At 67.5% G+C, this 25,310-nt stretch carries 23 protein-coding genes and 1 riboswitch; of the genes, 8 read left to right on the top strand and 15 right to left on the bottom strand.

Annotation, left to right across the window (positions count from 1 at the left end):
- Window positions 1–67 precede the first annotated feature (67 nt).
- From G6034_RS04200 to G6034_RS04175, 6 genes are all read right to left on the bottom strand, one after another.
- Window positions 68–847, bottom strand: a complete 780-nt coding sequence (locus tag G6034_RS04200) for a class I SAM-dependent methyltransferase (protein WP_246295273.1) — start codon at window positions 845–847, stop codon at window positions 68–70.
- A gap of 60 nt (window positions 848–907) precedes the next feature.
- On the bottom strand, window positions 908–2,320 hold the full coding sequence (locus G6034_RS04195; protein ID WP_176633839.1) for an aminotransferase class V-fold PLP-dependent enzyme: 1,413 nt from the start codon (window positions 2,318–2,320) through the stop codon (window positions 908–910).
- Window positions 2,321–2,377: 57 nt separating this feature from the next.
- Window positions 2,378–2,491, bottom strand: a riboswitch (SAM riboswitch).
- Window positions 2,492–2,560: 69 nt separating this feature from the next.
- Window positions 2,561–3,376, bottom strand: coding sequence for a histidinol-phosphatase (hisN, locus tag G6034_RS04190; RefSeq protein WP_176633838.1), 816 nt, complete (start codon window positions 3,374–3,376; stop codon window positions 2,561–2,563).
- Window positions 3,377–3,463: 87 nt separating this feature from the next.
- A complete protein-coding gene (gene rsgA / locus G6034_RS20075) occupies window positions 3,464–4,594 on the bottom strand; it encodes a GTPase RsgA (RefSeq protein ID WP_176633837.1) in 1,131 nt (376 codons plus the stop codon).
- Window positions 4,587–5,903, bottom strand: coding sequence for a 3-phosphoshikimate 1-carboxyvinyltransferase (gene aroA / locus G6034_RS04180; RefSeq protein ID WP_176633836.1), 1,317 nt, complete (start codon window positions 5,901–5,903; stop codon window positions 4,587–4,589). The genes rsgA and aroA overlap by 8 nt, the downstream gene beginning before the upstream one ends.
- Window positions 5,904–5,909: 6 nt before the next feature.
- Window positions 5,910–6,425 (bottom strand): DoxX family membrane protein, encoded by a 516-nt coding sequence (locus G6034_RS04175; RefSeq protein WP_176633835.1) that lies wholly within the window; start codon window positions 6,423–6,425, stop codon window positions 5,910–5,912.
- A 215-nt stretch (window positions 6,426–6,640) separates the two neighbouring features.
- Between G6034_RS04175 and G6034_RS04170 the strand changes: the two genes are divergently transcribed.
- Window positions 6,641–7,354, top strand: a complete 714-nt coding sequence (locus tag G6034_RS04170) for a sigma-70 family RNA polymerase sigma factor (RefSeq protein WP_246295272.1) — start codon at window positions 6,641–6,643, stop codon at window positions 7,352–7,354.
- A 2-nt stretch (window positions 7,355–7,356) separates the two neighbouring features.
- Window positions 7,357–7,617, top strand: a complete 261-nt coding sequence (gene rsrA, locus G6034_RS04165) for a mycothiol system anti-sigma-R factor (RefSeq protein WP_176633834.1) — start codon at window positions 7,357–7,359, stop codon at window positions 7,615–7,617.
- Here rsrA and G6034_RS04160 read toward each other — a convergent pair.
- The 5 genes from G6034_RS04160 to G6034_RS04145 all read right to left on the bottom strand — a co-directional run bounded on the left by G6034_RS04160 (window position 7,614) and on the right by G6034_RS04145 (window position 13,415).
- The gene (locus G6034_RS04160) at window positions 7,614–8,102 is read right to left on the bottom strand and encodes a group III truncated hemoglobin (protein ID WP_176633833.1); all 489 of its coding nucleotides are present in this window, start codon (window positions 8,100–8,102) and stop codon (window positions 7,614–7,616) included. The two genes, rsrA and G6034_RS04160, sit on opposite strands and share 4 nt — an antisense overlap.
- A 62-nt stretch (window positions 8,103–8,164) precedes the next feature.
- Window positions 8,165–8,437, bottom strand: coding sequence for a hypothetical protein (locus G6034_RS19470; protein ID WP_218063527.1), 273 nt, complete (start codon window positions 8,435–8,437; stop codon window positions 8,165–8,167).
- A gap of 272 nt (window positions 8,438–8,709) precedes the next feature.
- Window positions 8,710–8,784, bottom strand: a complete 75-nt coding sequence (locus G6034_RS20380; protein WP_371130803.1) for a 50S ribosomal protein bL37 — start codon at window positions 8,782–8,784, stop codon at window positions 8,710–8,712.
- Window positions 8,785–8,882: 98 nt separating this feature from the next.
- Complete coding sequence (locus tag G6034_RS04150; RefSeq protein WP_176633831.1) at window positions 8,883–9,482, bottom strand: GDSL-type esterase/lipase family protein; 600 nt, start codon at window positions 9,480–9,482, stop codon at window positions 8,883–8,885.
- A 72-nt stretch (window positions 9,483–9,554) separates the two neighbouring features.
- A complete protein-coding gene (locus G6034_RS04145; RefSeq protein ID WP_176633830.1) occupies window positions 9,555–13,415 on the bottom strand; it encodes a multifunctional oxoglutarate decarboxylase/oxoglutarate dehydrogenase thiamine pyrophosphate-binding subunit/dihydrolipoyllysine-residue succinyltransferase subunit in 3,861 nt (1,286 codons plus the stop codon).
- 336 nt (window positions 13,416–13,751) lie between these two features.
- Between G6034_RS04145 and guaB1 the strand changes: the two genes are divergently transcribed.
- Window positions 13,752–15,251, top strand: coding sequence for a GMP reductase (guaB1, locus tag G6034_RS04140; protein ID WP_176633829.1), 1,500 nt, complete (start codon window positions 13,752–13,754; stop codon window positions 15,249–15,251).
- Window positions 15,252–15,299: 48 nt separating this feature from the next.
- Here the strand turns inward: guaB1 and G6034_RS04135 are convergent, their stop codons facing one another.
- From G6034_RS04135 to G6034_RS04125, 3 genes are read right to left on the bottom strand one after another with little or no spacing between them, the layout of a single operon-like run.
- Window positions 15,300–16,223, bottom strand: coding sequence for a carbohydrate ABC transporter permease (locus tag G6034_RS04135; RefSeq protein ID WP_176633828.1), 924 nt, complete (start codon window positions 16,221–16,223; stop codon window positions 15,300–15,302).
- Window positions 16,220–17,197 carry a carbohydrate ABC transporter permease gene (locus G6034_RS04130; RefSeq protein ID WP_176633827.1) on the bottom strand — a complete coding sequence of 326 codons (978 nt, stop codon included), beginning with the start codon at window positions 17,195–17,197 and terminating at the stop codon, window positions 16,220–16,222. Before G6034_RS04130 ends, G6034_RS04135 begins: the two co-directional genes overlap by 4 nt.
- A 23-nt stretch (window positions 17,198–17,220) precedes the next feature.
- Window positions 17,221–18,576: an ABC transporter substrate-binding protein gene (locus tag G6034_RS04125; RefSeq protein ID WP_176633826.1), complete on the bottom strand. Its 1,356-nt coding sequence runs from the start codon at window positions 18,574–18,576 to the stop codon at window positions 17,221–17,223.
- A gap of 219 nt (window positions 18,577–18,795) precedes the next feature.
- Between G6034_RS04125 and G6034_RS04120 the strand changes: the two genes are divergently transcribed.
- A complete protein-coding gene (locus tag G6034_RS04120) occupies window positions 18,796–19,809 on the top strand; it encodes a LacI family DNA-binding transcriptional regulator (RefSeq protein ID WP_176633825.1) in 1,014 nt (337 codons plus the stop codon).
- 42 nt (window positions 19,810–19,851) lie between these two features.
- Here the strand turns inward: G6034_RS04120 and G6034_RS04115 are convergent, their stop codons facing one another.
- Entirely contained in the window at window positions 19,852–20,895 is a 1,044-nt protein-coding gene (locus G6034_RS04115; RefSeq protein WP_176633824.1) for a LacI family DNA-binding transcriptional regulator, read from the bottom strand.
- A 260-nt stretch (window positions 20,896–21,155) separates the two neighbouring features.
- Here G6034_RS04115 and G6034_RS04110 point away from each other — a divergent pair, with 260 nt between their 5' ends.
- The 4 genes from G6034_RS04110 to G6034_RS04095 all read left to right on the top strand — a co-directional run bounded on the left by G6034_RS04110 (window position 21,156) and on the right by G6034_RS04095 (window position 25,222).
- Entirely contained in the window at window positions 21,156–22,004 is an 849-nt protein-coding gene (locus G6034_RS04110; protein ID WP_176633823.1) for a sugar phosphate isomerase/epimerase family protein, read from the top strand.
- A 62-nt stretch (window positions 22,005–22,066) separates the two neighbouring features.
- Window positions 22,067–23,074, top strand: coding sequence for a Gfo/Idh/MocA family protein (locus G6034_RS04105; protein ID WP_176633822.1), 1,008 nt, complete (start codon window positions 22,067–22,069; stop codon window positions 23,072–23,074).
- A 44-nt stretch (window positions 23,075–23,118) separates the two neighbouring features.
- A complete protein-coding gene (locus G6034_RS04100) occupies window positions 23,119–23,979 on the top strand; it encodes a sugar phosphate isomerase/epimerase family protein (RefSeq protein WP_343037927.1) in 861 nt (286 codons plus the stop codon).
- 76 nt (window positions 23,980–24,055) lie between these two features.
- Complete coding sequence (locus G6034_RS04095; RefSeq protein WP_176633821.1) at window positions 24,056–25,222, top strand: Gfo/Idh/MocA family protein; 1,167 nt, start codon at window positions 24,056–24,058, stop codon at window positions 25,220–25,222.
- Window positions 25,223–25,310: the final 88 nt, after the last annotated feature.

Here is a 25,310-nt window from a genome sequence, read left to right as displayed (position 1 = left end):
ATAATAGTCCTGCGGGGCTGCGGATGTCGAGGCGTCGCCGTCACGAAGTCGACGCCACAAGGGGCGGTCAGGTGTGGGCGCGCCACGTCTGGCAGAAGTAGGGCAGGGCTAGTTCCTCGCCCGGGACATGCCCCAGGTGCTCAAACAGGTACCAGCGAAGGTTCCCCAGCACCGTGGCGCGCGTGGCGGCGCCGGCCTTGAGGTAGTAGCTGCGCGACTTGACCAGCTCCAGCAGCTCCTCCGGCGTGACGACCTGCTCCCACCGCGTTTCGTGGGAGGCGAGGCCGCGGAACCCGGAGCCGACGTGCGGGCGGAAATCGGGCTTGTGGACGTCCCCGGCGTGCATGATCCGGGCCAGCCGGTGCACCCAGGGGACGCTGACATCCAGCTGGTTCCACACCAGCCCCAGGGTTCCGCCTGGCCGCAGCACGCGCGCCAGCTCGGTGCTCGCCGCCACCGGGTCGCACCAGTGCCACGCCTGGGCGGCCACCGCCAGGTCCACGGACCCGGAGGCCAGGCCGGTGTCCTCCGCGGTTCCCGGCAGCGTGGCGACCTCCGGCAGCTTCCGGCGCAGCTGTTCAAGCATGTCCGCTGAAGGGTCGACGGCGGTCACACGCCATCCGCGCGCAACCAGCAGCTGGGTGTATTTCCCCGTGCCGGCACCGACGTCCAGGGCGTCGCCGGGGTCCGCGCCGCCTGACGGCCGGCCACCGGACAGCCACTCCAGCGACTCCGGCGGGTAGCCGGGGCGCACCCTGTCGTAGTGTTCCCCGCCCTCCTGGAAGGCGCCGGCCATCTCCACCCGCCGTGCGTCGTCAAAAGCCGGTCCGCCCGCGCCTGCCATCATGTCCCCCCAAGGTAGTTGTGCCGATTCCGCGGCTCCACTCTACCCGCCCCGCCCCGCGGTTCAGTCGCTGGAGCAGGGCGCGGCGCCGGCCGTGCCCGGGGTGTTGGGCGCCCAGGAGGGGTAGCTGCGGGAGTCGTTGGCGGGGACCCAGCGGCCGGCGTCCACCACGTAATCCCAGCCAAGGCCGTCGCGCAGCAGGGCGGCCACGCCGGCCACCAGCCGGTCCGCGTCCTCGCGCCGGGAGCCCACCCCGACGCTGGCCCGCAGCGAGCCCGAGGCCAGGCCCAGCCGTCGCAGCAGCGGGTGTGCGCAGAACTTCCCGTCCCGCACGCCCACGCCGTGCTCCGCCGAGAGGTAGGCGGCGGCCAGTCCGGCGTCGTACCCTTCCACGGAGAAGTTGACCACGCCGATGGTGCCGCTGCCGGGGTACGTCGAGGAGTCCGCAAACAGCTGGTGGACGGTGACGCCGCCGAGCGCCTCCAGTCCTGCCACCAGGTGGGCGCGCAGCCCCTGCTCATGGGCGTGCCAGTCTTCCGGGTCCAGGGCGGCCAGGACCTCCGTGGCCTTGGCCAGCGTTGCGGCCCCGAGGACGTTGGGCGAGCCGGCCTCGTGGCGGGCCGGACCGCCGGTCCAGCGCACGGACTCGAGCCGCACGTCCTTCACCGCGCCGCCGCCGGCCAGGTGCGGGCGGCCGGCGTCGAGCCAGTCGGGGCGGCCCACCAGCACGCCGGCGCCAAACGGCGCGTAGAGCTTGTGGCCGGAGAACGCCACATAGTCGATGCCGTCGCGGGCGATGTCGAGGCGCCGGTGCGGGGCCAGCTGCGCGGCGTCCACCACGATCCGCGCGCCGTGCCTGTGGGCGAGGGCCGCGAGCTCCGCCACAGGGAGGACCTCACCCGTGACGTTGGAGGCGCCCGTGACGGCCAGCAGCACCACGTTGCCGGCGCGCAGCTGCGTCTCGACCCGGTGCAGCGTGGACTCGACCGTGTGCCCCGCCACCACGGTGCGGTGCGGCAGTGCCTGCCACGGCAGCAGGTTGGCGTGGTGCTCGATGTCCAGGTACAGGACTTCGCCGTGCTCGTTGGAGACGCCCTCCCGGTGCCCGTGCGCCGCCAGCAGCGACTCCACGCAGCCCGCCAGCAGGTTCAGGGAGTCGGTGGTGTTGCGGGTGAAGATGACGGCGTCGCCGGGCCGGGCGCCCACAAAGTCCGCCACCGTCTGCCTGGCGTTCTCATACAGGGAGGTGCTGACCTGGGAGGCGAAACCCGCGCCGCGGTGGACGCTGGCATAGTAGGGGAGCACCTCGGACAGGTGTGCGGCAACCTCCTCCACCGCCGGGGCGGAGGCGGCGTAGTCCAGGTTCACATAGCGTGCCGTGCCGCCGTGGATCAGGGGCGCGGCCAGCCCGCGGCCCACCACGGACAGCAGGGGTGCATCGGAAATGCGGGCTTTTTCGAGAGTGGCAGAAGTCATGGGGGGCTCCCTCAGGGAAGGACCTGGCGCCCCGGTCAAGCAGCCGGGAACGCCAACAGTCCGCGCTTGCCAAGACCGCTCCGGCCTGGCCAGGTCGTCACCCGGGGCACCCCGCCGCGAAAGGAGGGTTGCCGGCCAGCAAACCGGGGTTTAGCGCTGGCACTCGTGACCTATGGGCAAAAGGCTAGCCCAACCCGGCGGCGTGCGCATTTGTTACGACACATGGCCGCCCCGCCGCGCTCAGGAGAGGAGGTCGTCCCAGCCCGGGTTCAGCCGGCGCAGCACCTCCGCGTGGAGGATGGAGTTGGTGGCAAGGGCGTTGCCGCCAAAGGGGCCGTCGACGCCGTCCAGGGAGGTGAAGCGCCCGCCGGCCTCGGTGATGATCGGCACCAGGGCGGCCATGTCGTAGAGGTTGAGCTCGGGCTCGCAGGCAATGTCCACGGAGCCCTCAGCCACCAGGCAGTACGACCAGAAGTCGCCGTAGGCGCGCGTGCGCCAGACGTCGTCGGTCAGGGACAGGAACTCGTCCCGGTTGCCGCGGTCCGCCCAGCCCGTCAACGAGGAATAGGACAGGGAGGCGTCGGCCAGTTCGGCGACGTTGGAGACCCGGATGCGCGTGGCGGAGGCCAGCGACTTCCCCGTGTAGGCGCCCGTGCCCTCGGCGGCCCACCAGCGCTTGCCCAGGGCCGGGGCGCTGACCACGCCGACCACCGGACGCCCCTCATCCACGAGCGCGATCAGGGTGGCCCAGACCGGCACGCCGCGCACAAAGTTCTTGGTTCCGTCAATCGGGTCGATGATCCAGCGGCGGGAGCCATGGCCGCTGCTGCCAAACTCCTCGCCCAGCACCGCGTCGCGGGGGCGAACCCGGGAGAGCTGGCTGCGGATGGATTCCTCCGCAGCCTTGTCCGCGTCCGTGACCGGGGTGAGGTCCGGCTTCGTTTCAATCTGCAGGTCAAGGGCCTTGAAGCGGGACATGGTCAGGGAGTCGACGGTGTCGGCCAGAACATGGGCCAGGCGGAGGTCGTCGTTGTACGTCTGGGGTTGGACAGTCATATCCATCACCGTAGCGGTACATGGGGCGAAAGTGCGGGATGACGGGGCGCCGCGCACGGGCCGGCCGGGGGCCGCGCCGGGTGGCCGCTAGTCGGTGCTGCCCAGTTCCTTGGCCTCGGCACGTCCCTCGGTGCGGCTGCTGGTGCCCAGAAGGCGGCGCAGGGAGGCGAGCCGGGCCGGCCCCGCGTCGCCTGCATGGCCGCCGGCCACCCAGGGGTCCAGGCCGCAGTTGACCGCGGAGGAGTCGTGCTTGCAGCCGCGTTCGCAGTCATCGGTGCCGGGCTGCAGGTCGGGGAAGGCGTGCAGGATGCGGTCCGGGTCCACATGGGCCAGGCCGAAGGAGCGGATGCCGGGGGTGTCGATGATCCAGGACCCAGACTCGCCGTCCAGCAGCCGCAGCGCCAGCGCCGAGGAGGAGGTGTGCCGGCCGCGTCCCGTGACGGCGTTGACCCCGCCGGTGGCGCGCTGGGAGCCGGTGAGCGCGTTGACCATGGTGGACTTGCCGACGCCGGAGTGCCCCACCAGGACGCTGACCTTGCCGTCCAGGTGTTCGCGCAGCTGCTCGACGGCGCCCCCGGCCAGGAGGGCGGAGTCGCCGTCGTCGCTGCGTGCGTCGATGGCTGAGGCGGCGTCGGCGGCGCCCGCGGACGCCGTGCGGCTGATGACCACCGTCATGTCAAGGTTTTCGTAGTTGGCCAGCAGCTCGGCGGGGTCCTTGATGTCCGCCTTCGTGATCAGCAGGATGGGCGCGATGCCGGAATCGTAGGCGGCCACGAGGGCACGGTCGATGAAGCCGGTGCGCGGTTCCGGGTTGGCCGCGGCCACCACGATCACCAGCTGGTCGGCATTGGCCACCACGACCCGCTCAATGGGGTCGGTGTCGTCGGCGCTGCGCCGCAGCAGGGTGCGGCGTTCCTGCACCCTGACGAGGCGGGCCAGGGTGTCCGGCTTGCCGGAGGTGTCGCCCACCAGTGACACGAAGTCCCCGGCCACCACGGGGGAGCGGCGAAGTTCGCGGGCGCGGGCCGCAATCACCACCCGCTCGGTGGGCCGGTCCTCGTCCAGGATGGCCGTGTAGCGGCCGCGGTCGACAGTGGTGATGCGGCCGATGACGGCGTCCTCATGGGCCGGCCGGTCCTTGGTGCGCGGCCGGCTGCCCTTTTTGTTGGCCCGGACGCGGACATCGGATTCGTCCCACTTGCTGTAGTCCCTAGCCACGCCCGCGGGTCCCCCCCGCAGCGGTCTGGGCGACCATGTCCGACCACATTTGCGGGAAGGCCGGCATGGTCTTGGCCGTGGTGGCGATGTTTTCCACCGCGACCCCGGGCACGGCCAGGCCGATGATGGCCCCGGCCGTGGCCATGCGGTGGTCCTCGTAGCTGTGGAACAGCCCGCCGTGCAGCGGCGCGGGGTTGATGATGAGCCCGTCCTCCGTTTCGACGGCGTCCCCGCCCAGGGCGTTGATCTCCGCCACCAGGGCGGCGAGGCGGTCCGTTTCGTGGCCGCGCAGGTGGGCGATCCCGCGCAGGCGCGACGGGGTCGTTGCGAGCGCGCAGAGGGCCGCGACGGACGGGGCCAGCTCGCTGGTGTCGGACAGCTCGGCGCCGAGGATCTGCGGTCCGCCGGTGACGGTCAGCACGCCGTCCTCCAGCGTCACGGTGGCGCCAAGCTGCGGCAGGATCTGGCGCCACTTGTCGCCCACCTGTGTGGTGTTCAGCGGCCAGTCCGGGATGCGGACGGTGCCGCGCGTGGCCAGGGCCGCCGCCAGGAACGGGCCGGCGTTGGAAAGGTCCTGCTCGAGCAGCACGTCAAAGGCGGCGATGGGTCCGGGCGCCACGATCCAGTGGTTGGGTGTCGAGTCGTCCACGGCGACGCCCAGGGAGCGCAGCACCTCCACCGTCATGGCTATGTGGTCCACGCTGGGCACGGAGGTCCCGTTGTGTTCGAGGTGGATCCCGCCCTCGAAGCGGGCGGCGGCCAGCAGGATGGCGGAGACGAACTGGGACGAGCCGCCGGCGTCGACGGCAACATGGCCGCCCCGCACGGTGCCCGTGCCATGGACAGTGAACGGCATGAACCCGTCCGGGGCCCCCTCCACCCGGACACCGAGTCCCTCGAGGGCGGCGAGGACCGGCGCCATCGGCCGGACGCGGGCGGCGGGGTCGCCGTCGAAGGCCACGGTTCCGGAAAGCAGCGCGGCGACGGGGGGCACGAAGCGCATGACGGTCCCCGCCAGTCCGCAGTCCACCGCGGCGTCCACCGTGTGGCCCGCTGGAATCGGGGTGACCGCCAGGTCCGGCACGGATCCGGCGCCGGGGACCTCATCGATGCCGGCCCCCAGGGCGCGCAGGGCGCCTATCATGAGGTCGGAATCGCGGGACTGCAGCGGGGCACGCAGCCGGGACGCGCCGCCGGCCAGGGCGGCCAGGACAAGGTACCTGTTGGTCAGCGATTTGGAGGCCGGGATGGTGACGGTGGCGTCCAGGGGTGTTGCGGCAAACGGCGCGGGCCAAGGGGCGGCGGTCATGGGCGCTTATTGTCCCGTCACGTCGTGGGCAAGGGAACGGACGCCCTTGTCCGCGGCCTTCAGCTGCCGGCCGGTGCTCTTCTTGGAGGATTCAAGCAGCCGCTCGGCCCGCCAGACCAGGCCGGGCCGGCCGGCCGTGTCGACGCAGGCCAGCATCGCGCCGCCGAGGAGGCCGACATTTTTGGCCAGCTGGCTGCGGCGGTGTGCCTTGGCTTCCTTGGTGTCGGTGGTGGCGCTGCGATACTCCACCAATGTGGTCAGCCCCGCGGTGGCGGTCAGCAGCAGCGCCGCGGCCCGGGAAAATTTGCCGGTGGCCAGCAGGACGCCGGCGCCCACCTGGGCACCGGCAAGGGCGCGGGCCAGCGTCGTCTCGCTGGCGTCAATGGGGAGGGCTGCCGAGACGCGGCCCAGGACCGGCCCGAGCTGCCGGGCCGTGCGGTCCGCGTGCCGGAGGCTGTCCAGGCCGGAGAGGATGAAGGACGAGGCGAGCATGGGGCGGGCAAGTGCGCGAACGATGGTCAAGGGTGCCTCCTGGTGGTGTGCCATAAAGTTCCCGTTCCGTGGGGCGGGCCGCACGGCGGGTGTTCCTGCTTCCAACAAGTCTCGCACTTTGGCGGCGGGTTTGCGGAATATACCGCGCCGGGGCCGGGTTTGCATGGGTATGGACCGGAGGGGTCCGGCGTGGAGACCCTGGGCGAAAGGCGGCAATGCTGGCACTGACAGTAGACTCGTCTGTGATGAACATTTCCGAGCCTGAGCAAGCCAATGAGACCACTGCGTGGCGGGCGGTGACGGGCGAGAGCGCCGCCGCACCGGCGGCGAACACCGACGTGGCCACGGTGGATGTTGCCACCGAAAGCGTCGCCGCCCGCCGCGCCCGGTTTGAACGCGACGCCATGCAGTACGTCGACCAGCTGTATTCGGCGGCGATGCGCATGGCGCGCAACCCCAGCGACGCGGAGGACCTGGTCCAGGAGGCCTACACCAAGGCGTTCTCGGCGTTCCACCAGTACAAGCCCGGCACAAACCTCAAGGCGTGGCTCTACCGGATCCTGACCAACACCTACATCAACCTGTACCGCAAGCGCCAGCGCGAACCCCTCCAGTCCAACGCGGATTCGATCGAGGACTGGCAACTGGCCCGGGCTGAGTCGCACACCTCCCGCGGGCTGCGCTCGGCCGAGGCCGACGCACTGGACCACCTCCCGGACTCGGACGTCAAGGACGCCTTGCAGGCCATACCCGAGGAGTTCCGGCTCGCCGTCTATTTTGCGGACGTTGAAGGCTTTGCCTACAAGGAAATATCGGAAATCATGAACACCCCCATCGGCACCGTGATGTCACGCCTGCACCGGGGAAGGAAGCTGTTGCGGGACATGCTTTCGGAGTACGCAGTGGATCGCGGCTACCTCAAGGAAGCCGGGAATGAACTTAAGGAAACGGAGAACTGACCATGGGCGACTGCCAGAGCCTGGGTGATTGCGACGACAAACGGATTGCCCGGATTTACGAGTACCTCGACGGTGCGCTGTCACGCGAGGACCTCGTGGAGATCAAGGTGCACCTGGACGGGTGCACCGACTGCGCCCACGAGTACGACCTCGAGTGCGTGATCCGATCCGTGGTGAAGCGTTCCTGCAAGGAGGCCGCCCCGGAGACGCTCAAGAACGCCATCCTGGCCCGGCTGCATGAAGGCCGGCCCGCCGGGGTTTAGCCCCCTGCGGACTGGCCCCCGCCGGCACCGTCGCCCCCAGCCGGGCGCACCGGGATGGTGCTGTACTGGCTTGCCGGCCGGCCCGTCACCCGTCGGTGCAGCGATCCCGCGATCAGGTGGGCCTGCACCTTCGCCATCTCCGCCTTCCCGCCGCTGAACAGTTCGTCCACGGTGTTGGTCCAGAGCTGCAGCCACCGGTTGAAGTGGTCCAGCCCCAGCGGCGCCTTGGCGTGGACGTCAAAGTGGATGGCCAGGGCATTGCGGCTGTACAGGCCCGCCTTGAACAGCACCGTCTGCCAGAAGTCCGCCATGATGGGCATGTGCCGCACCAGGTCCATGTGCACCACGTCGGTGAAGATGGGGCCGATCAGCTCGTCGGCAAACGCCCGGCTGTAAAAGGTGCCCACCAGGTGCAGGATGTCGTCCCGGCCGGCGATGTCGCCCAACTCCGTGCCGCCTCCCGCCGACGGGCGGTAGGCTTCCAAGTCCGACGCCGTCCTTCCGGAGTTGACATGTGGGCGCACGGGACGCGGAGTGTCCACCGGCCCTACACCGCCACGCCGACGACGGTGAGGCTGCCCGCGACCGGCAAGGCAAGCGCCTTGGGCGCCTCCGACGTCACGTGGGCGATCTGCGTGGAGGTCCCGGCCCCCGCCTCAATCGAGTTGAGTGCCTTGACGACCAGCCGGCCAATGCCCGCGGTGAGGGGACGGCTCATGCCGGGGGCCCGGAATTTCAGCGGCGTTTCAAGGCAGGAAAGGGGGGCCCCCATGCCAGACCAGGCAAAGGGCAGCAGGGCAGGCAAGGCGGCAGCGGGCATGGCGGGCTTTCTCAATGCGGTGGACCATCAAGGGGGACGTCACCATCCTATCAATAAACACGGCTCTTTCCGGGCTTATTCACCAGGTGGGCGCTTGCGGGCCCCAACCGGTCCTGTTCTGCGCCGGGCCGGAGGCCGGACGGACGCCCCGCAGTGTCATGCGCACTGGCCGGGCCGGCCGTTGCGTCCAACGGTGCATCCCAGTCCCGGGCAACGCAAGGGCCCGCCCCACCGACTTGGTGGGGCGGACCCTTGTTTGGGTCTGTCAAGACTCAGGTGTTGGGACGCTTACCGTGGTTTGCGCCGCCATTCTTGCGGTCCCGACGCTTGCGTGAACGCTTTGACATAGCTGCCTCCAATCTTTCACAAAGATCCGAATAAGATCTGCCCTCAAGTCTCCCATAAACGGCACGTGCGAACCTAACCGGGAGTGGCGCGGACGTGGTCAGGACGCCTCGGGGAGGTCCAGCCACTGGTACCAGCCGCGGTGCAGCACCAGCCAGGCCATCAGGCCGTAGCCGGCCTGGCCCGGGGAGCCGGCGTTCGCGGCGAGGTCGTTGCGCCACTGCTCATGGTTTTGCAGGGGTGAGAACGTGTCCACATAGTGGTGCTTGCGGCGCGTGGTGACGTCGGCGAAGGCCGTGTTCAGCTCCGCGAGCTTGCGGTTGAGGGCCGGGTCCAGCGATGGCGGCGGGCCCACCACGAACACCGGGATGTTCAGCTGGGTGGCGCCGTCGAGGATGTTGGCCAGGTTCAGCCGGCTGCGTGCCGTGGTCAGCCCGTACTCGATGTCGCGCCCGGAAAGGCCAATGACGAGCCGGTTTTCGTGGAAGTCGTCAAAGCGCCGGCCCGCCTCCTGCAGCCACCGGCCGGCCAGCGCCTCGGTGCCCTCACCCGGAGTGGCCAGCACAAACGGTGCCACCGACACGTCCTCCCCGGGTGTCCGTGCCAGGACGCGGCCCAGCCAGCCCAGCGCCCGCGGATCGCCGACGCCGGCCACCAGTTCGTCCCCCACGGCCACAATTCGCAGCTCCCGCTTATCCACGGTGTCCCTTTCGTTTTTCACATCAAATGAAGGATGCCCGGCCTGTCGGGCAGACCGGGCATCCACAACGCCTTAGTTTCGTTCGAACGCTTGCTTGACCAGCAGCGTCTGCTCGACGGCGTGGATTTTTGCCGAACCGGTGGACGTGGCCGCCGACGCGCGGCGCGAGACCAGGCCCAGCCGCCTCTCCAGCCGCGGCGCCAGGTTCAGGGCCATGAAGGGCCACGGCCCCTGGTTGGCCGGCTCGTCCTGTGCCCAGACGACGTCCGCGTTCGGGTACTTGGCAAGTTCCGCCTTGATCTCCGCCTCGGGCAGCGGGTAGAGCTGCTCCACGCGCAGGATGGCGGTCTTCGTGTCGCCGGCCTTCTCGCGCGCCGAGAGGAGGTCGTAGTACAGGCGGCCGGAGACCAGCAGGACGCGGTCGACGGCGTTGGCATCCAGGGCGGCATGCTCGCCGATGACGGGGCGGAAGCCGCCCGTGGTGAAGTCCTCCACGGCCGAGGCAGCGGCCTTCAGGCGCAGCAGCTGCTTGGGGGTGAAGATGATCAACGGCTTGCGCGGGCGGCTGTAGGCCTGGCGGCGCAGCAGGTGGAAGTGCGACGCCGGCGTGGTCGGGTTGGCCACCACCATGTTTTCCTCGGCGCACATCTGCAGGTAGCGCTCGATCCGGGCCGAGGAGTGGTCCGGTCCCTGGCCCTCGTAGCCGTGCGGGAGCATGAGCACCAGCGAGGACCGCTGGCCCCATTTCTGCTCGGCGGAGGAGATGAACTCGTCCATGATGGTCTGGGCGCCGTTGGCGAAGTCGCCAAACTGGGCCTCCCAGATAACCAGGGCGTCGGGGCGTTCCACCGAGTAGCCGTATTCAAAGCCCATGGCCGCGAATTCGCTCAGGAGCGAATCGTAGATCCACAGCTTGGCCTGGTCTTCACTGAGGCCGGCGATGGGGGTCCATACATTGCCGTTCGCACGGTCGTGGAAGACGGCGTGGCGCTGCACAAAGGTGCCGCGGCGGGTGTCCTGGCCGGCCATGCGGATCGGCACGCCTTCAACGAGCAGCGAGCCAAACGCGGCGAGTTCGCCAAAGCCCCAGTCAATGCCGCCTTCGCGGGACATGGTTTCGCGCTTTTCCAATAGCGACTTCAGCTTCTGGTGGACGGTGAAGCCCTCCGGGATTGCGGTGTGGATGGCGCCGATGCGCGCCAGCAAGTCCGCGCTGATCGCCGTGTTCTTGGGATCGTTCACGCCGGCGTCGGCCTGCTGGGCGATGGGGCGCTCCAGGTCGGAGACGGCGTGCGTGTCCTTGGTGATGATTGGAATGGGCGAGGTCTGCGCCGCGTGGGTTTCGGCAAAGACGCGCTCCAGCCGCTCCTGATAGTCGCGGAGCAGCTGCGAGGCCTCGTCCTCGGTGATGTCGCCGCGGCCGATCAGGGCCTCGGTGTAGAGGCGGCGCACGGAACGCTTGGCCTCGATGAGGTTGTACATGAGGGGCTGCGTCATCGAGGGGTCGTCGCCCTCGTTGTGGCCGCGGCGGCGGTAGCAGACCATGTCGATGACAACGTCCTTGCGGAAGCGCTGCTGGAACTGGTATGCGAGCTCCGCGACCCGGACCACCGCTTCGGGGTCGTCCCCGTTGACATGGAAGATGGGGGCCTGGATCATCTTGGCCACGTCCGTGGAGTACACGGAGGAGCGCGAGGAGGACGGCGCCGTCGTGAAGCCCACCTGGTTGTTGACCACCACGTGGATGGTGCCGCCCGTGCGGTAGCCGCGCAGCTGGGAGAGGTTCAGCGTCTCCGCCACCACGCCCTGGCCGGCGAACGCCGCATCGCCGTGGACCATGATGGGCAGCACGGGGAAGTTCTCGCCCTGGTCCAGGCGGTCCTGCTTGGCGCGGACAATGCCCTCGAGCACCGAGTCCACGGCTTCCAGGTGGGACGGGTTGGCGGCCAGGTACACCTTGGTCTCGTTGCCGGCGTCGGAGGTGAACGTGCCCTCGGTGCCGAGGTGGTACTTCACGTCCCCGGATCCCTGCACGCTGCGGGAGTCAATGGTGCCCTCAAATTCGCGGAAGACCTGCGCGTACGTCTTGCCGGCGATGTTGGTCAGCACGTTCAGGCGCCCGCGGTGGGCCATGCCGATGGCGACCTCGTCCAGGCCGTCGTCCGCGGCGTCGGAAATGATGGAGTCCAGCAGCGGAATCAGGGACTCGCCGCCCTCCAGGGAGAATCGCTTCTGGCCCACAAACTTCGTCTGCAGGAACGTCTCAAACGCCTCCGCGGAGTTCAGCTTGGACACGATGCGCAGCTGCTCTTCGCGGCTCGGCTTGGAGTAAGGGTGCTCCAGCTCGTTCTGGAACCATTCGCGCTGCTCGGGTTCCTGGATGTGCATGTATTCCACACCCGTGGTGCGGCAGTAGGCGTCGCGGAGCACGCCGAGGATGTCGCGCAGCGGCAGCTTCGCCTTGCCGCCGAAGCCGCCCGTGGGCCATTCGCGGTCCAGGTCCCACAGCGTCAGGCCGTAAGTGAGCACGTCCAGGTCGGGGTGCTTGCGCTGGCGGTATTCCAGCGGATCGGTGTCCGCCATGAGGTGCCCGCGCACGCGGTAGGAGTGGATCAGCTGCTGGATCCGTGCCACCTTGTTGATCTCGTCGGCCGGGTCGACCTGGAGGTCCAGGCTCCAGCGGATGGGCTCGTAGGGGATGCGCAGGGACTCGAAGATGTCGTCGTAGAAGTTCTCGGCACCGAGCAGCAGCTGGTGGATCTTCTTGAGGAACTCGCCGGAGCCCGCGCCCTGGATGACGCGGTGGTCATAGGTGGACGTCAGGGTCAGGATCTTGGAGACGGCGTTCTGCGCGATGATCTTGGCGCTGGCACCCTGGAACTCGGCCGGGTAGTCCAGGGAACCGACGCCGATGATGGCGGCCTGGCCCTTGGAGAGGCGGGGTACGGAGTGCACGGTGCCGATGCCGCCGGGGTTGGTCAGCGAGACGGTCGTGCCGGCGTGGTCGTCGGCGGTGAGCTTGCCGGCGCGGGCGCGCTTGATCAGGTCCTCGTAGGTGTGCCAGAACTCGGCAAAGCTGAGGGTCTCGGCCTTCTTGATGTTGGGCACCATGAGCAGGCGGGTGCCGTCCGGCTTGGGCATGTCGATGGCGATGCCGAAGTTCACGTGCGGGGGCTGGACGGCCACGGGCTTGCCGTCCACCACGTCGTAGTAGACGTTCATGGAGGGGAACTGGCTCAGCGCCCGGATGACGGCGTAGCCGATCAGGTGGGTGAAGGAAACTTTGCCGCCGCGGGCACGGGCAAGGTTGGAGTTGATGACCAGGCGGTTGTCAATGAGCAGCTTGGCCGGGATGGCGCGCACGCTCGTGGCGGTGGGCACCTCCAGGCTGGTGATCATGTTCGTGGCGATGGCCTTGGCCGGTCCGCGCAGCACGGTGTTGACGGCCTCCTCGGGAACCGAGGTGTCCCTGGCGGTCTTGGGCAGCTGGGCCGGGATGGGCGTGGTGCCGGTGCGGGCGGCGTCCTTGGCCGGTGCGGGCGGGCGCGGTGCGGCCGGGGCCTTGGCGGGCGCCGCGGGTGCCGCGGCTGCGGCGGGCGCGGCGGCGGGTGCCGCGGCTGCGGCGGGCGCGGCGGCGGGTGCCGCGGCTGCGGCGGGCGCGGCGGCGGGTGCCGGCGTCGTGCTCGCAACGGGCGCCGCCGGGGCAGGGACCCGCGCCGGCACTACGGGGATCTGCGCCGTGATAGGGGCGGAATTGGGGGCGGCGTGGCGTCCGTTCGTGGCGGATTCGTCGGCGTCGAAGGATTCGAAGAGCGGCCACCACTTTGTGTCCACAGAGTTCTTGTCCGCCTGGTACCGCTCGTATAGCTCATCGACGAGCCACTCGTTTCCGCCAAATTCCTCGGGTAGACGGTGGATGGATTGCTCTGGCACGTGTGATACGCCTCTTCCATGAGTTCTGATTGCCCGCTGCGCAAGGCCGCACAGCCCGGATCCACCCGTCGGAACGGGTGCAAACGGTAAAAAACCGCAGGACCTATTTGATCGATGGACGGGTTTCTTCAAACCCTTGCCGCCTGTAAGTCTAATGATCAAATCTGGGTGCAGGCCAATCCGGGCGGCGGCGCGTCCCGTCCGGGATGTGATTTTCGAGACGTTTCGGCGGACGGCGTATTTTTTAGGTGGCTAGACTGCTCGGTGGCGGCCGGGTCCGGATCCGGTGCAGCCGTGTCGGCCGACCCTTTTCATTCACTCACTTTGGGAGTGCACGTGCGATTTCTCACCCAGCCCACCACCGACCTGACCTATTCGGACGTTTTCCTGGTCCCGTCGCGGTCCACCGTCACGTCCCGGCTGGATGTGGACCTCTCCAGCGGCGACGGCACAGGGACCAGCATTCCGCTGGTCGCGTCCAACATGACGGCCGTGTCCGGCAAGCGCATGGCGGAGACCATGGCGCGCCGCGGCGGCCTGGCGGTCCTGCCCCAGGACATTCCCCTGGAGGTCCTGGGCGCCGTCACGGAGTGGGTGAAAATGCGCGACACGCTCTTTGAAACCCCCCTCATCATGGCGCCGACAGACATTGTGGTGGACGCTGTGCACCTGCTGCCCAAGCGGGCGCACAACGCCGTGGTGGTGGTGGACAACGGCGCCTTTGCCGGCGTGGTGCGCGGTGCCGACTGCGAGGGCGTGGACAGGTTTGCCTCGCTGGCCTCCATCATGCGCAGCAATGTCCTCACGCTCGACGCCGCCCCCTTTGACGGCATCCGCGCCCGTGCCGATGCGGGAACGCTCTCCGCGGCCGAGGCCAGGGCGGCCACGGACACGGCCCTGCGGGAGGCCTTCGCCGTCCTGGACGCGGCCGGGGCGGACTTCGCGCCCGTGTTGCGGGCCGGCGTCGTGGTTGGCGCCCTGACCCGAACGGGGGCCCTGCGCTCCACCATCTACCAGCCCGCCGTCGACGCGGCCGGGCGGCTGCGCATCGGCGTGGCCGTGGGCATCAACGGCGACGTGGCCGGAAAGGCCCGGGCCCTGCTGGATTATGGCGTGGACGCGCTGGTGGTGGACACGGCGCACGGGCACCAGGAAAAAATGTTTGCCGCCCTCAGGTCGGTGCGGTCCCTGCAGCCGCCGGTGCCCGTGGCGGCCGGCAATGTGGTCAGCGCGGACGGCGTGCGCGACCTGGCGGCCGCCGGCGCCGACATCATCAAGGTGGGGGTTGGGCCGGGTGCCATGTGCACCACCCGCATGATGACAGCCGTGGGCCGGCCCCAGTTCTCGGCCGTATTGGAATGCGCGACGGCGGCTGCCGAGCTGGGTGCCCACGTGTGGGCCGACGGGGGCGTGCGGTACCCGCGCGACGTGGCCCTCGCCCTGGCGGCCGGTGCCAGCCAGGTCATGATCGGGTCCTGGTTTGCCGGCACACATGAAAGCCCGGGGGATCTGCAGGTCGACGCCGGCGGGCGCCGCTACAAGGAAAGCTTTGGCATGGCGTCGGCCCGGGCCGTGCAAAACCGGACCTCCGGCGACCAGGCCTTTGAACGGGCCCGCAAGGGATTGTTCGAGGAGGGCATCTCGACCTCCAAGATGTTCCTGGACCCGGCCCGCCCCGGCGTGGAGGACCTGCTGGACATGATCACGGCAGGCCTGCGCAGCTCCTTCACCTACGCCGGCGCGGCCTCCCTGGCGGAGTTCCGTGAGCGCGCCGTGGTGGGCGTCCAGTCCGCGGCCGGCTACGAGGAGGGCCGCCCGCTCCCGCAAAGCTGGTAACTTCGCGGCCGGGGGCCAGACCGACGTTTTTCCGTCCGGCTGTCCACCCTACTTCACGCCGCCGGCCGTCAGGCCGCCCACCAGGTAGCGCTGGAAGATGAAGTACAGGATCACCACGGGCGCGGCGCAGACCAGGGCGGCGGCCATCATCTGGCTGTAGACCGGAATCGCGCCACCTTCCTGGCTGGCGCTGAACACCTGCAGCACAATGGCTGCCGTCGCTGTGTCCGGCTTTGTGAAGATTGAGGCAAACAGGACGTCGTTCCAGCCCAGGAGGAAGGCGAAGATTCCGGAGACCACAATGCCCGGCCAGCTCAGCGGCACAATGATCCGGAACAGGATGCCAAGGTTGGAGGCGCCGTCAATGCGGGCCGCCTCCTCCAGTTCGCGGGGGAGGCCGCGCAGGTAGGTCACCATGACCCATGTCGAGAACGGCAGGGCAAACGTCAGGTAGGCGATGAACAATCCCCACAATGTCCCGATGATCGTGATCCCCAGCCAGGCGCCGATCGAGGCGAACAGGACGAACACGGGCAGCAGCATGAGGGTTCCCGGAATGCTTTGCAGGCCCAGGAGCCCCCGCAACACGGTCAGCCTGCCAACGAAGGTAAAGCGGACCAGCACGTAGGCGGTCCCGACGGCAATAACGGCGGACACCACTGCAACGGAACCTGCAACCACCAGGCTGTTGATGATGCCTTTGCCCAGGCCCACGCTCCCCCAAATCTTGGAGTAGCTGTCAAGGGAAAATTGGCTGGGCCAGAATTCGCCGCTCGCCACGCCCGTGTCCGTGTTCAGCGACGCCAGGAAAATATAGGCAATGGGCACCAGCACCAGGATGCACAGCAACGTTGTCAGCACGGCAATCAACCAAGTCGGCATCAGCCGGGTGACCTGTGCGCTGCGGCCGTTGCGCGCAGCCTTGTTCGTGGTGCGCCCAGCCGGGGTGCGCGGGCGGGTCAGGGTGCTCATTTCTTGCCTCCGTCGTCGGACACGTCGAGCTTCACGGCCCGCAGGTAGATGAACAGCGGTATGGCGATGAGGATCAGGGAGACCACTGCCATTGCCGCGCTCAAGCCGAAGCGGAAGCTTTGGAAGCTCGTCACATAGACCAGGATGGGCAGGACATTGACATCTGCGGGCGCCGGCGCCCCGAACAGCACGAACGGCAGGGTGAAGTTGTTGATGTGGTTGAGGGTTCCGAGCAGGAATGCCAGCGACACGGGACCCTTGAGGTACGGGAAGATGACCTCGCGCAGCTTGCGCCACCAGAGGGCGCCGTCAATCGCGGCTGCCTCGTGGACCTCGTGGTCCACCGATTGGAGGCCAGCCAGCGCCAGCAGGTAGACGAACGGCCAGGCAGCCCAAATTTCAACAAACACCAGCGTCCAGTAGGACAAGGGCCCGTTGAGCCACAGCCCCGGGTCGATGCCGACGTTGTGCAGGACGCCGTTGACGATCCCGTCCGGCTGAAGCATGGTGCGCCATACAGTGGCGACCACGAACGACGGCAGGACGTAGGGGATGAGGAATACTGCCCGGACGACGGCGCGTCCCCGGTAGGGGTTCTGCGTCACCACGGCCGCGGCCACGCCCAACGGCACCGTCACGACGGTGGAGATGACGGCAAAGGACACACTGATCCAGATGGAGCGCAGGAGATCCGTCTTGGTGATGGCCTCGACAAAATTCTCGATGCCGATGAACGGGGTGGCCAGCCACTTGCGCAGCGTGTATTGGTCCAGGTCGATGACCGACATGTAGACCGCCAGCACCAACGGGATGAGAATGATGACGGTGATGAGGATGCCGCCCGGCGCCAGCAGCCACAGGGGCCGGTCGCGCTCGGTGACGCCCTTGCGTTTCTTGCCATGGGGGGCCTTCTGCTGCCCTGCGGGGCGGGAGAGCTCGTCCCGCAGGGTGTCCCCGGCGATTTCACTAGACATGGTGGGTAACTTTCAGCAGCGCTCTACTTGGCCCGGTCCAGGGCAGCCTGCGCCTTGGATTGGGCGTCCTTGAGCCGCCCGGCCAGGCTTGCTTCGCTGACGGAGCCGGAGGACAGGTCGGGGATGGTCTGGACGGCAACGTTCGTCAGGGCCAGCTGGACATCGCCCCACGCGCCGCTGAACGGCGTCGCCACGGACTTGGACGCGGCGTCAAGTGCCGGGGCCACGAGCGGATCCGACTGGAGGGCCTTCGCCGCCTCGACGTTGGTGGGGATCTCGCCAAAGATCTTGTAGTAGTTTGCCTGGGCCGCAGTGTCCGTGATCATCTTGATGAACGCAAACGCCAGGTCCTTGTTGGGTGAGTAGTCCGCCACCACCAGGTTGTCGCCCGAGAGGATGCTGGCGGCCGCGACTCCGCCGGAGGGTCGGGCGGTCTGGCCCGGGGGCACCATGGGCAGCAGCGCGTACTTGTACTTGCCCTTGACGGCTGACTTGTCGAGCGTGGGAATGCTCAGCGGGGAAGTCATGGGGAAGTAGCCGGCCTTGCCCGCGGCGAAAGCGGCCAGCGCCTGGGCATTCCCCCAGCCAACGGCAGCGGGGTCGACGGACTTGTCCTTTGTCATCCAGCCAAAGTAGGCCTCATAAGCCGCGAGGACCGTGGGGTCGTCAATGCGGACCTTCTTGCCGTCAATGATGGGGTTGCCGCCCTGAATGGACATGCCCCAGATGAACTTCCAGGGGTCGAAGTTGTCCTTGTAGGCAATGGCCAGGCCGTACTGCCCCGCCTTCGTCATTTTCTTGCCATGGTCGGCAAATTCATCCCAGGTGGTGGCGGGTTTTTCGATGCCGGCGGCCTTGAGCAGTTCCGTGTTGTAAGCCATGACAAACGGGCGGCTGACGAAGGGGATGCCGATCTGGTTGTTGGCGTCCGGGCCCGAGATGCCCAGCGTGGCAGGAACAAACTTGTCCTTGCCGCCCACCTGGTTCCACTCGGCGTCCCCCAGCTTGACGAAGGCGCCGGTGGAGTAGGCGGTGGGGGTGAACGTGGTTCCGAGTCCGTAGACGTCCGGACCGGTGCCCGAGACCACGGAGGTCTGGATCCGCGTCATCTCGTCATTGGCGGTGGGGTAGGTTTCCCACTGGATGCCGGCGCCGGTGAGCGTCTTGAAATCGGCCGCGGTCTGGGCAAACCATGCCTTCTGCTCGTCGGGATACTGAGGCTTGGTGCTGACCAGGACGGTCAGGGTCTTGCCCGTGCCGTCCACCTTTCCGGTGCCTGACCCAGAAGACTTGGGTGAGCCGCCGCAGGCCGCCAGTGCCAGGGACAGGGCCCCGACCCCGCCTACCCCTGCGATAAAGTTTCTACGAGTGATTTCCATCTGGATCCTCCTTGAACAATGAAATGACTCCGTGTGAGCTGCGTCATAGAGTGCCGCTGATGATCAGACTCTATAGACTTGGCAATACAGATGCAATCAGTTGCCAAAAAATTGCCAAACCAATCCACGGCCACGGTTTGACTGACGAAATTGGTCTTTTTGGCCAGCAAAGCCAAGAGTTGGCCTGCAACCGGGCGCACCGACAGGAAAGGTATTTCGATGGATCCCAGGGAGGGCGCGGGCAGGGCAACCCTCCGCGACGTTGCCAAGGCTGCGGGGGTGGCGACGTCAACTGTTTCCCGGGTGCTGTCCGATCCCGGCCGCATCAGCCCCAAGACGGCAGCGGCGGTCATGGATGCCGTGCGGAAACTCGGCTACGAGGCCAGGCCCCATGGCCCGGCCGGCCTGGCGGGAAAGCCGAGGGCCGTGGCGCTGTTGGTCCCGGACATCACCAACCCGTTTTACTTTGACATCATCCACGGCACCCAGGAGCAGCTTAAGGCGGCAGGCTACATCCAGCTCCTGGTTGACACGGAGGAATCGGCGGACGTGGAGGAATCGTCGCTGAACAGCATGCTCTCATCCTCACGGGGGGTCATCCTGGCCGCATCCAGGCTGTCGACGGATGCGTTGGCCAGGGCTGCCAGGGACATACCCCTTGTTGCACTTAACCGGAACGACGCCGGCGTTCCCGCCGTCCTGATCGACCCCAGCTACGGCATTCACCAGGCATTCCAGCACCTGGTTTCCCTGGACCACAGGCGCGTTGCCTACATTTCCGGGCCCGCGCAATCGTGGTCCAGCCAATGGCGCTGGCAGGTTTTTGAGGAAGCGGCGAGGAACTACGGCATTGAGGCTGTCCGCCTGGGACCGTACGCGCCGAAACAGACGTCTGGTGCGGCGGCCGCGGACGCCTTGCTCACCAGTAGGGCATCAGCCTGCCTGGCATTCAACGACCTGCTTGCCATTGGCATGCTGGCGCGCCTGCGAACCCGGGGCGTCACGGTGCCCGCGGACGTGAGCATCATTGGCTGTGACGACATTTTCGGCGCAGATTTTTGCAACCCGCCGCTTACCACCATCACCGCACCCATTGAACAGGCGGCGCGTGTAGCCACCAGCATGCTGTTGAACCGGCTCGACGGTGGATCCCTGGCGACGCGCCAGATTGCCCAGCTCCCCACCCACCTGACCGTGCGCGAATCGACCGGAATGGCGGCCGCGGACCGCTGAACCCTTGCCATCCGGACGGAGGGTGCACCATCGAACAAAACGTCAGCGGTCCAGACGCGGGGACCCGGCGGGCGCGGTGCCTGTTGACCCTCGGACGGTCAGGTAGGTGGGGAGCACCTCCTGGTTGCGCTGGAGTAAGCCGACGCCGGGGGATATTTGACTCAGCAACATGGTGACGGCAACCCGGCCGGCCTGTTCGATGGGCGCCGTGACTGTGGTCAGCGGCGGGCTGCAAAAGTCGGCCCCAAAAATGTCATCGCACCCCACGATGCTCAAGTCCTCGGGCACCTGCACGCCACGCTCATGCAGGCGCTGCAACATGCCGATGGCCATCAGATCATTGAAGGCGATGCCGGCCGTGGCACCGGAATGGACGAGCGCGTCGGCGGCCGCTGCGCCGGAGTAGGTGCGCGGTGCAAATGGACCCAGCCTAACCACGTCGACGTCGCGCTCCCGGCCCGCTGTCGACAGCGCCGCCCACCTCCGCATGTTGGAACTGGACGACTCGGGTCCGCCCAGGTAGGCGATGCGTGAATGGCCCAGGGAGATCAGGTGGTCCAGCGCCTGGTTGGTGGCCGTGGGCGTGTCCAGGATGACCGACGGCACACCGGCCATGTCCCGGTTGATGGTGACGAGGGGCATCCTTCCGCTGGCGGCGACCAGGGCGGCGTCCGAGAGTTGGGAGGCGGTCAGGATGACGCCGTCGGCCGTCCGGCGCATCTGTTCGAGCGTGTTGGCCTCAACTTCCTCCGACTCTTCCGTGTCCACCAGCAGTTGTGTGTAGCCCGCCGCCTTGAGCTGGAGCTGGGTGCCCCGGATGATGTCAAAGTAGAACGGGTTGGTGATGTCTGCCACCAGCACTGCCACGGTCCTGGTACGGCCCGAGCTCAGCGCCTTTGCCTGGGCATTGGGAATGTAGTTGAGCTCCGAGGCGGCCGCCTCGATGCGGGCCCGGGTGCGGTAATTCACCCGGCCCGGGGTGGTCAGGGCGCGGGAGACCGTCGAGGCCGTAACCCCGCAAAGTGCCGCTACGTCACGGATCGTCGCAGGACGCCGGGGCGTGGCGTCGGCCGGGCTGTCGCTCATGGAAGGCACGTCCTCGTGGAGAATGGATGGGTGGTGCGGGATCCCAGGCCGGGCGGTGCCGTCCCGGCAAGAGGTCGCGGGTGTGATGGACGGCACTGTCCGCAGGCTCCAGAATACGTGGGGAAGCAATTTTTGGCAATCGGTTGTCATTGGCTTGCTTCGGGGTTAGGCTACTTGGGAAGAGACTTGTGAAGTGAGTCACCGGGGGGGCCGGCCAACGCCGGTGGCCCAGGTGCAGGACGCCTAAAGTGGAGGCCCCAATGTCCAATGCCCCAAACCCCAGCTGGACCCTTTCCGGGTTTGGCGACGAAGTCGATCCGGATCCAAAAATTCAAGCCGCCGTGCTTCTCGCCCTCGGCGCCTCCCACATCGAGGTGCGCAGCGCCTGGGGGACCAACGTGGTGGACCTGGATGACACCCAGGTGGCTGAGCTCAAATCCATCCTCGACGGCGCCGGCCTGAAGGTTTCCGCCGTGGCGAGCCCCATCGGCAAAGTGGATGTGGGCCTGCCCGCCGAGCACGAGGTAACACGCCTGCGCCGCATTATCGAGGTGGCCAATGCCCTCGGCACCAGGTACATTCGCCTGTTTTCCTTCTTCCGTGCCGAAAACCAGACGCCTGAGGGGATCCGCGACGCCGTCATGGAGCGTATGCGGCTGCTGGCAGCGGAAGCCGAACAGGCCGGCGTCGTCCTGATCCATGAAAACGAGAAGGATATTTACGGGGACACCCCCGAGCGGGTCCTGGACATCCTGGAAACCGTCAACTCCCCGGCCCTGAAGGCCGCCTGGGACAATGCCAACTTCGTCCAGGTTGGCGTCAAGCCCTACACGGACGCCTACGCCATGCTCCGGCCCCACCTGGTGTACCTGCAGGTCAAGGACGCCATCGCGGCGACCGGCGAAGTTGTTCCGACGGGGCAGGGCGACGGTGAGCTGATGGAGACGCTGACGGCCCTCAGCCGGGACGGCTACGCCGGCTTTGCCTCGCTGGAGCCACACCTGGCCGCCCAGCACGAACTCGGCGGCTATTCCGGGCCGGCGGCCTTCGGCGTGGCGGCCCGCGCCTTCCGCTCCGCCACGGACGCCATCGGCGTTACGCTCGCCTGAGCGGCAACACCTTACGCGGACCGTCAGCAGGCGGACCCAACGACAGACTACAAGGAGCCAGCATGCCCAGAGTTGCCGTCATTGGATGCGGGGACGTCGCCACGGTCCACTTCGAGGCCCTGGCAGCCGTCCCGGGCGCCGAACTGGTGGCCGTGTGCGACACGGACCCGGGCCGGCGCGCCGCGGCCGAACAGGCCCACGGCGTCCCTGGCCACAGCGATTACGCCACCATGCTCGAAACGGTGCGCCCCGACGTCGTGCATGTCTGCACGCCGCACAACCAGCACGCGGACCCTGCCATCACGGCGCTGCAGCGAGGCATCAACGTGATCTGCGAGAAGCCTCTCGCCAGCACCATGGACGACGGCGAACGGCTGGCTGCCGCTGCGGCCGCCAGCACCGCGCGGATCGGCATCTGCTTCCAGAACCGCTACAACGCGGCCGTCCAGGCGATGCAGGGGCGGCTCGCCAGTGGCGAATTCGGCGCCGTCCTGGGCGGATCCGCGACCGTGATGTGGCACCGGGATGCTGCCTACTACGCCAGCAGGCCGTGGCGCGGCACCTGGGCGGGCGGCGGAGGCGGCCTGCTCATGAACCAGGCCATCCACACGCTGGACCTGCTGCAGTGGATGATGGGCGAGGTCACTGGGGTCTCCGGCCACGCCGCCACCCGCGCCCTGGGCGGCGTCATCGACGTTGAGGATACGGCCGAGCTCGCCCTCACCCACGGCAACGGCATGCGCAGCGTCTTCTACGCGACGCTGGCGAACACCGCCAATGCCCCCATCACGGTGGACATCGTCGCGGAAAAGGCCACCCTGCACCTGCGCGGGGACCTGACCATCACGCACGGGGACGGACGCGAGGAGGTCGTTCAGGAGCGCCGGGCCGACTCCGGCGGCAGGGACTACTGGGGCGTCTCCCACCAGCTGTACATCGCCGACTTCTACGCGCAGCTGGGCCAGGAAGGTCCGTTTTGGATCAACCCGGCCGAGGCCCTGAAGACGCTGCGCATCATCAAGGCCGTCTACGCCCAGAGCTACCCGGACAAACTCGCCGCGATTTCCTAGGCCTGCCCTTATCCAAAAAAAATTCAGCACTCGAAAGGAACATCGTGGCAAAAATCGGTGTACAGGCAATGATGCTCAAGGACAGCTTTGCGGACGTGGGGGCGTTTGAGACGCTCCGCAAGGTCAGCGCCCTGGGGTACAACGCTGTCGAAATTTCACAGGTCCCCATGGACGAAAAAAACGTCGCCGAACTCGAGAAGGCCCAGGCGGAACTGGGCATGGACGTGGCGTCGCTGTCGGTCATGGTGGAAAAGCCCGTGGGCCGGCCGGGGGAGTCCCTCAAGGACGACTTCGAGAAGATCGTCGCGGATGCCAAGCGCCTTGACGCCAAGCTGCTGCGGATCGGCATGCTGCCCTTCGCGGCCATGAAGTCCCTTGCTGCCGTCATCGACTTTGCGAAGGAGGCCAACGACTATGCCGAGCGCCTCGGGGAAGAGGGCATCAGCCTCTACTACCACAACCACCACATCGAATTCGCCAAGTTCGGCGGCAAGTACATGCTGGACATCATCAACGAGAACTCCCCGGCCATGGGCCTGGAAATCGACGTCCACTGGGTGCAGCGCGGCGGCCTGGACCCGGTGCGCACCCTCGAGAAGTACTCCGGCAGCACCGCCATGGTGCACCTGAAGGACTACCGGATCGGCGTGCTTCCGGAATCGGCCTTCGGCCTGCTCGACGCCGGCGACGTCGGAGGCTTCATGGCCGAGTTCAAGAACGTGGTCCAATTCGCCGAGGTGGGGGAGGGAAACCTTGACTTCCCGTCCATCGTTCCCGCGGCCCAGGCTGCGGGCGCGCGGTACCTGCTGGTCGAGCAGGACGAACTGTACGGGCGCACCGTCTGGGACGCGCTGGAAATCTCGCACCGCAACCTCACGTCCATGGGCTTCGGCAACCTCTTCTGACACTTTGATCCCGCGCACCGGCCGGGGAGTGAAATCACCACATACTGAATTTCAGCAACGAAAAGGACAATGCAAAGTGAGCACGAAAGTACGCCTGGGCATCATCGGCCTGGGCCAGCAGGGCGGCGCCTACGCCAAGTTCATCACCGACGGCCTGGTGCCCAACATGGTGATCGGCGCCATCACCGATACCGACCCGGCCAAGCGGCAGCTCGCCGCCGAGACCTACCCCGGCGTCGCCGTCTACGACGACTACGTGGCGATGCTGGACAGCGGCGACGTTGACGCCGTCGTCACCTGCGTCCCGCACTACCAGCACCCGGAAATCGGCATCGCGGCGCTGGGCAGGAACATCCACGCCCTGGTGGAGAAGCCTGCCGGCGTCTACACCAAGCAGGTCAGGGAACTCAATGAGTTTGCCGCGAGCAAGCCGGAGCTGTCCTTCGCCATCATGTTCAACCAGCGCAACAACCCGCTGTACCAGCGCCTGAAGGAAATTGTCGACGCCGGCGAAATCGGCAGCATCCTGCGCACCAACTGGATCATCACCACCTGGTGGCGTCCGCAGGGCTACTACAACTCCAGTGAATGGCGCGCCACCTGGGGCGGCGAGGGCGGCGGCGTGCTGGTCAACCAGGCGCCACACCAGCTGGACCTGTGGCAGTGGATATGCGGCGTGCCGAAGTCCGTCTTCGCGAAGGTCTCCTACGGCTTCCGCCGCGACATCGCCGTGGAGGACGAGGTCACCGCCGTCGTGGACTACGGCAACGGCGCCACCGGCACCTTCGTCACGGCAACCCACGACATGGTGGGCACGGACCGCTTCGAGATCCTCGGCGATGCCGGCAAGATCGTGGTCGAGGGCAGCAGGACCGCCACCGTCACGCGCCTGAAGCAGAAGGAACGCGACATCAGCCAAAACATGGGCATGGACGACGTCCGCAGGCTCTTCATGGGCCAGCTGAACATGGACGACTACCTCACCACCGAGACCGTTGAATTTGACTCCGTTTGGGGCGGCCAGCATGCCGGCGTCCTGCAGAACTTCGCCGCCAACATCCTGGACGGCACGCCGCTGCTCGCCCCGGGCTCGGACGGCATCAACGGCGTCCGCCTGGCCAACGCCATCCACCTCTCCAGCTGGAAGGGCGCGGAAGTGGGCCTGGACTTTGACGAGGACGAGTTCCTGGCGCTGCTGAACGAACACATCCGCGGGGAAGGCAGGTACCCGGAAAGGGCTTAGCGGCGAGGCAGCCCCCGGCCGTGGTTTCCGTGGTGCGGGCGCGCCGTGCGTTAAGCTGGCAACTGGCAAGCAATTGGCAAGGAGTCCG

Origin of the sequence: Arthrobacter wenxiniae (assembly GCF_013376105.1) — a bacterium.
Lineage (GTDB): Bacteria > Actinomycetota > Actinomycetes > Actinomycetales > Micrococcaceae > Specibacter > Specibacter wenxiniae.
The sequence above is the reverse complement of the archived record's forward strand: the minus strand, read 5'-3'. Positions and strand labels throughout refer to the sequence as shown.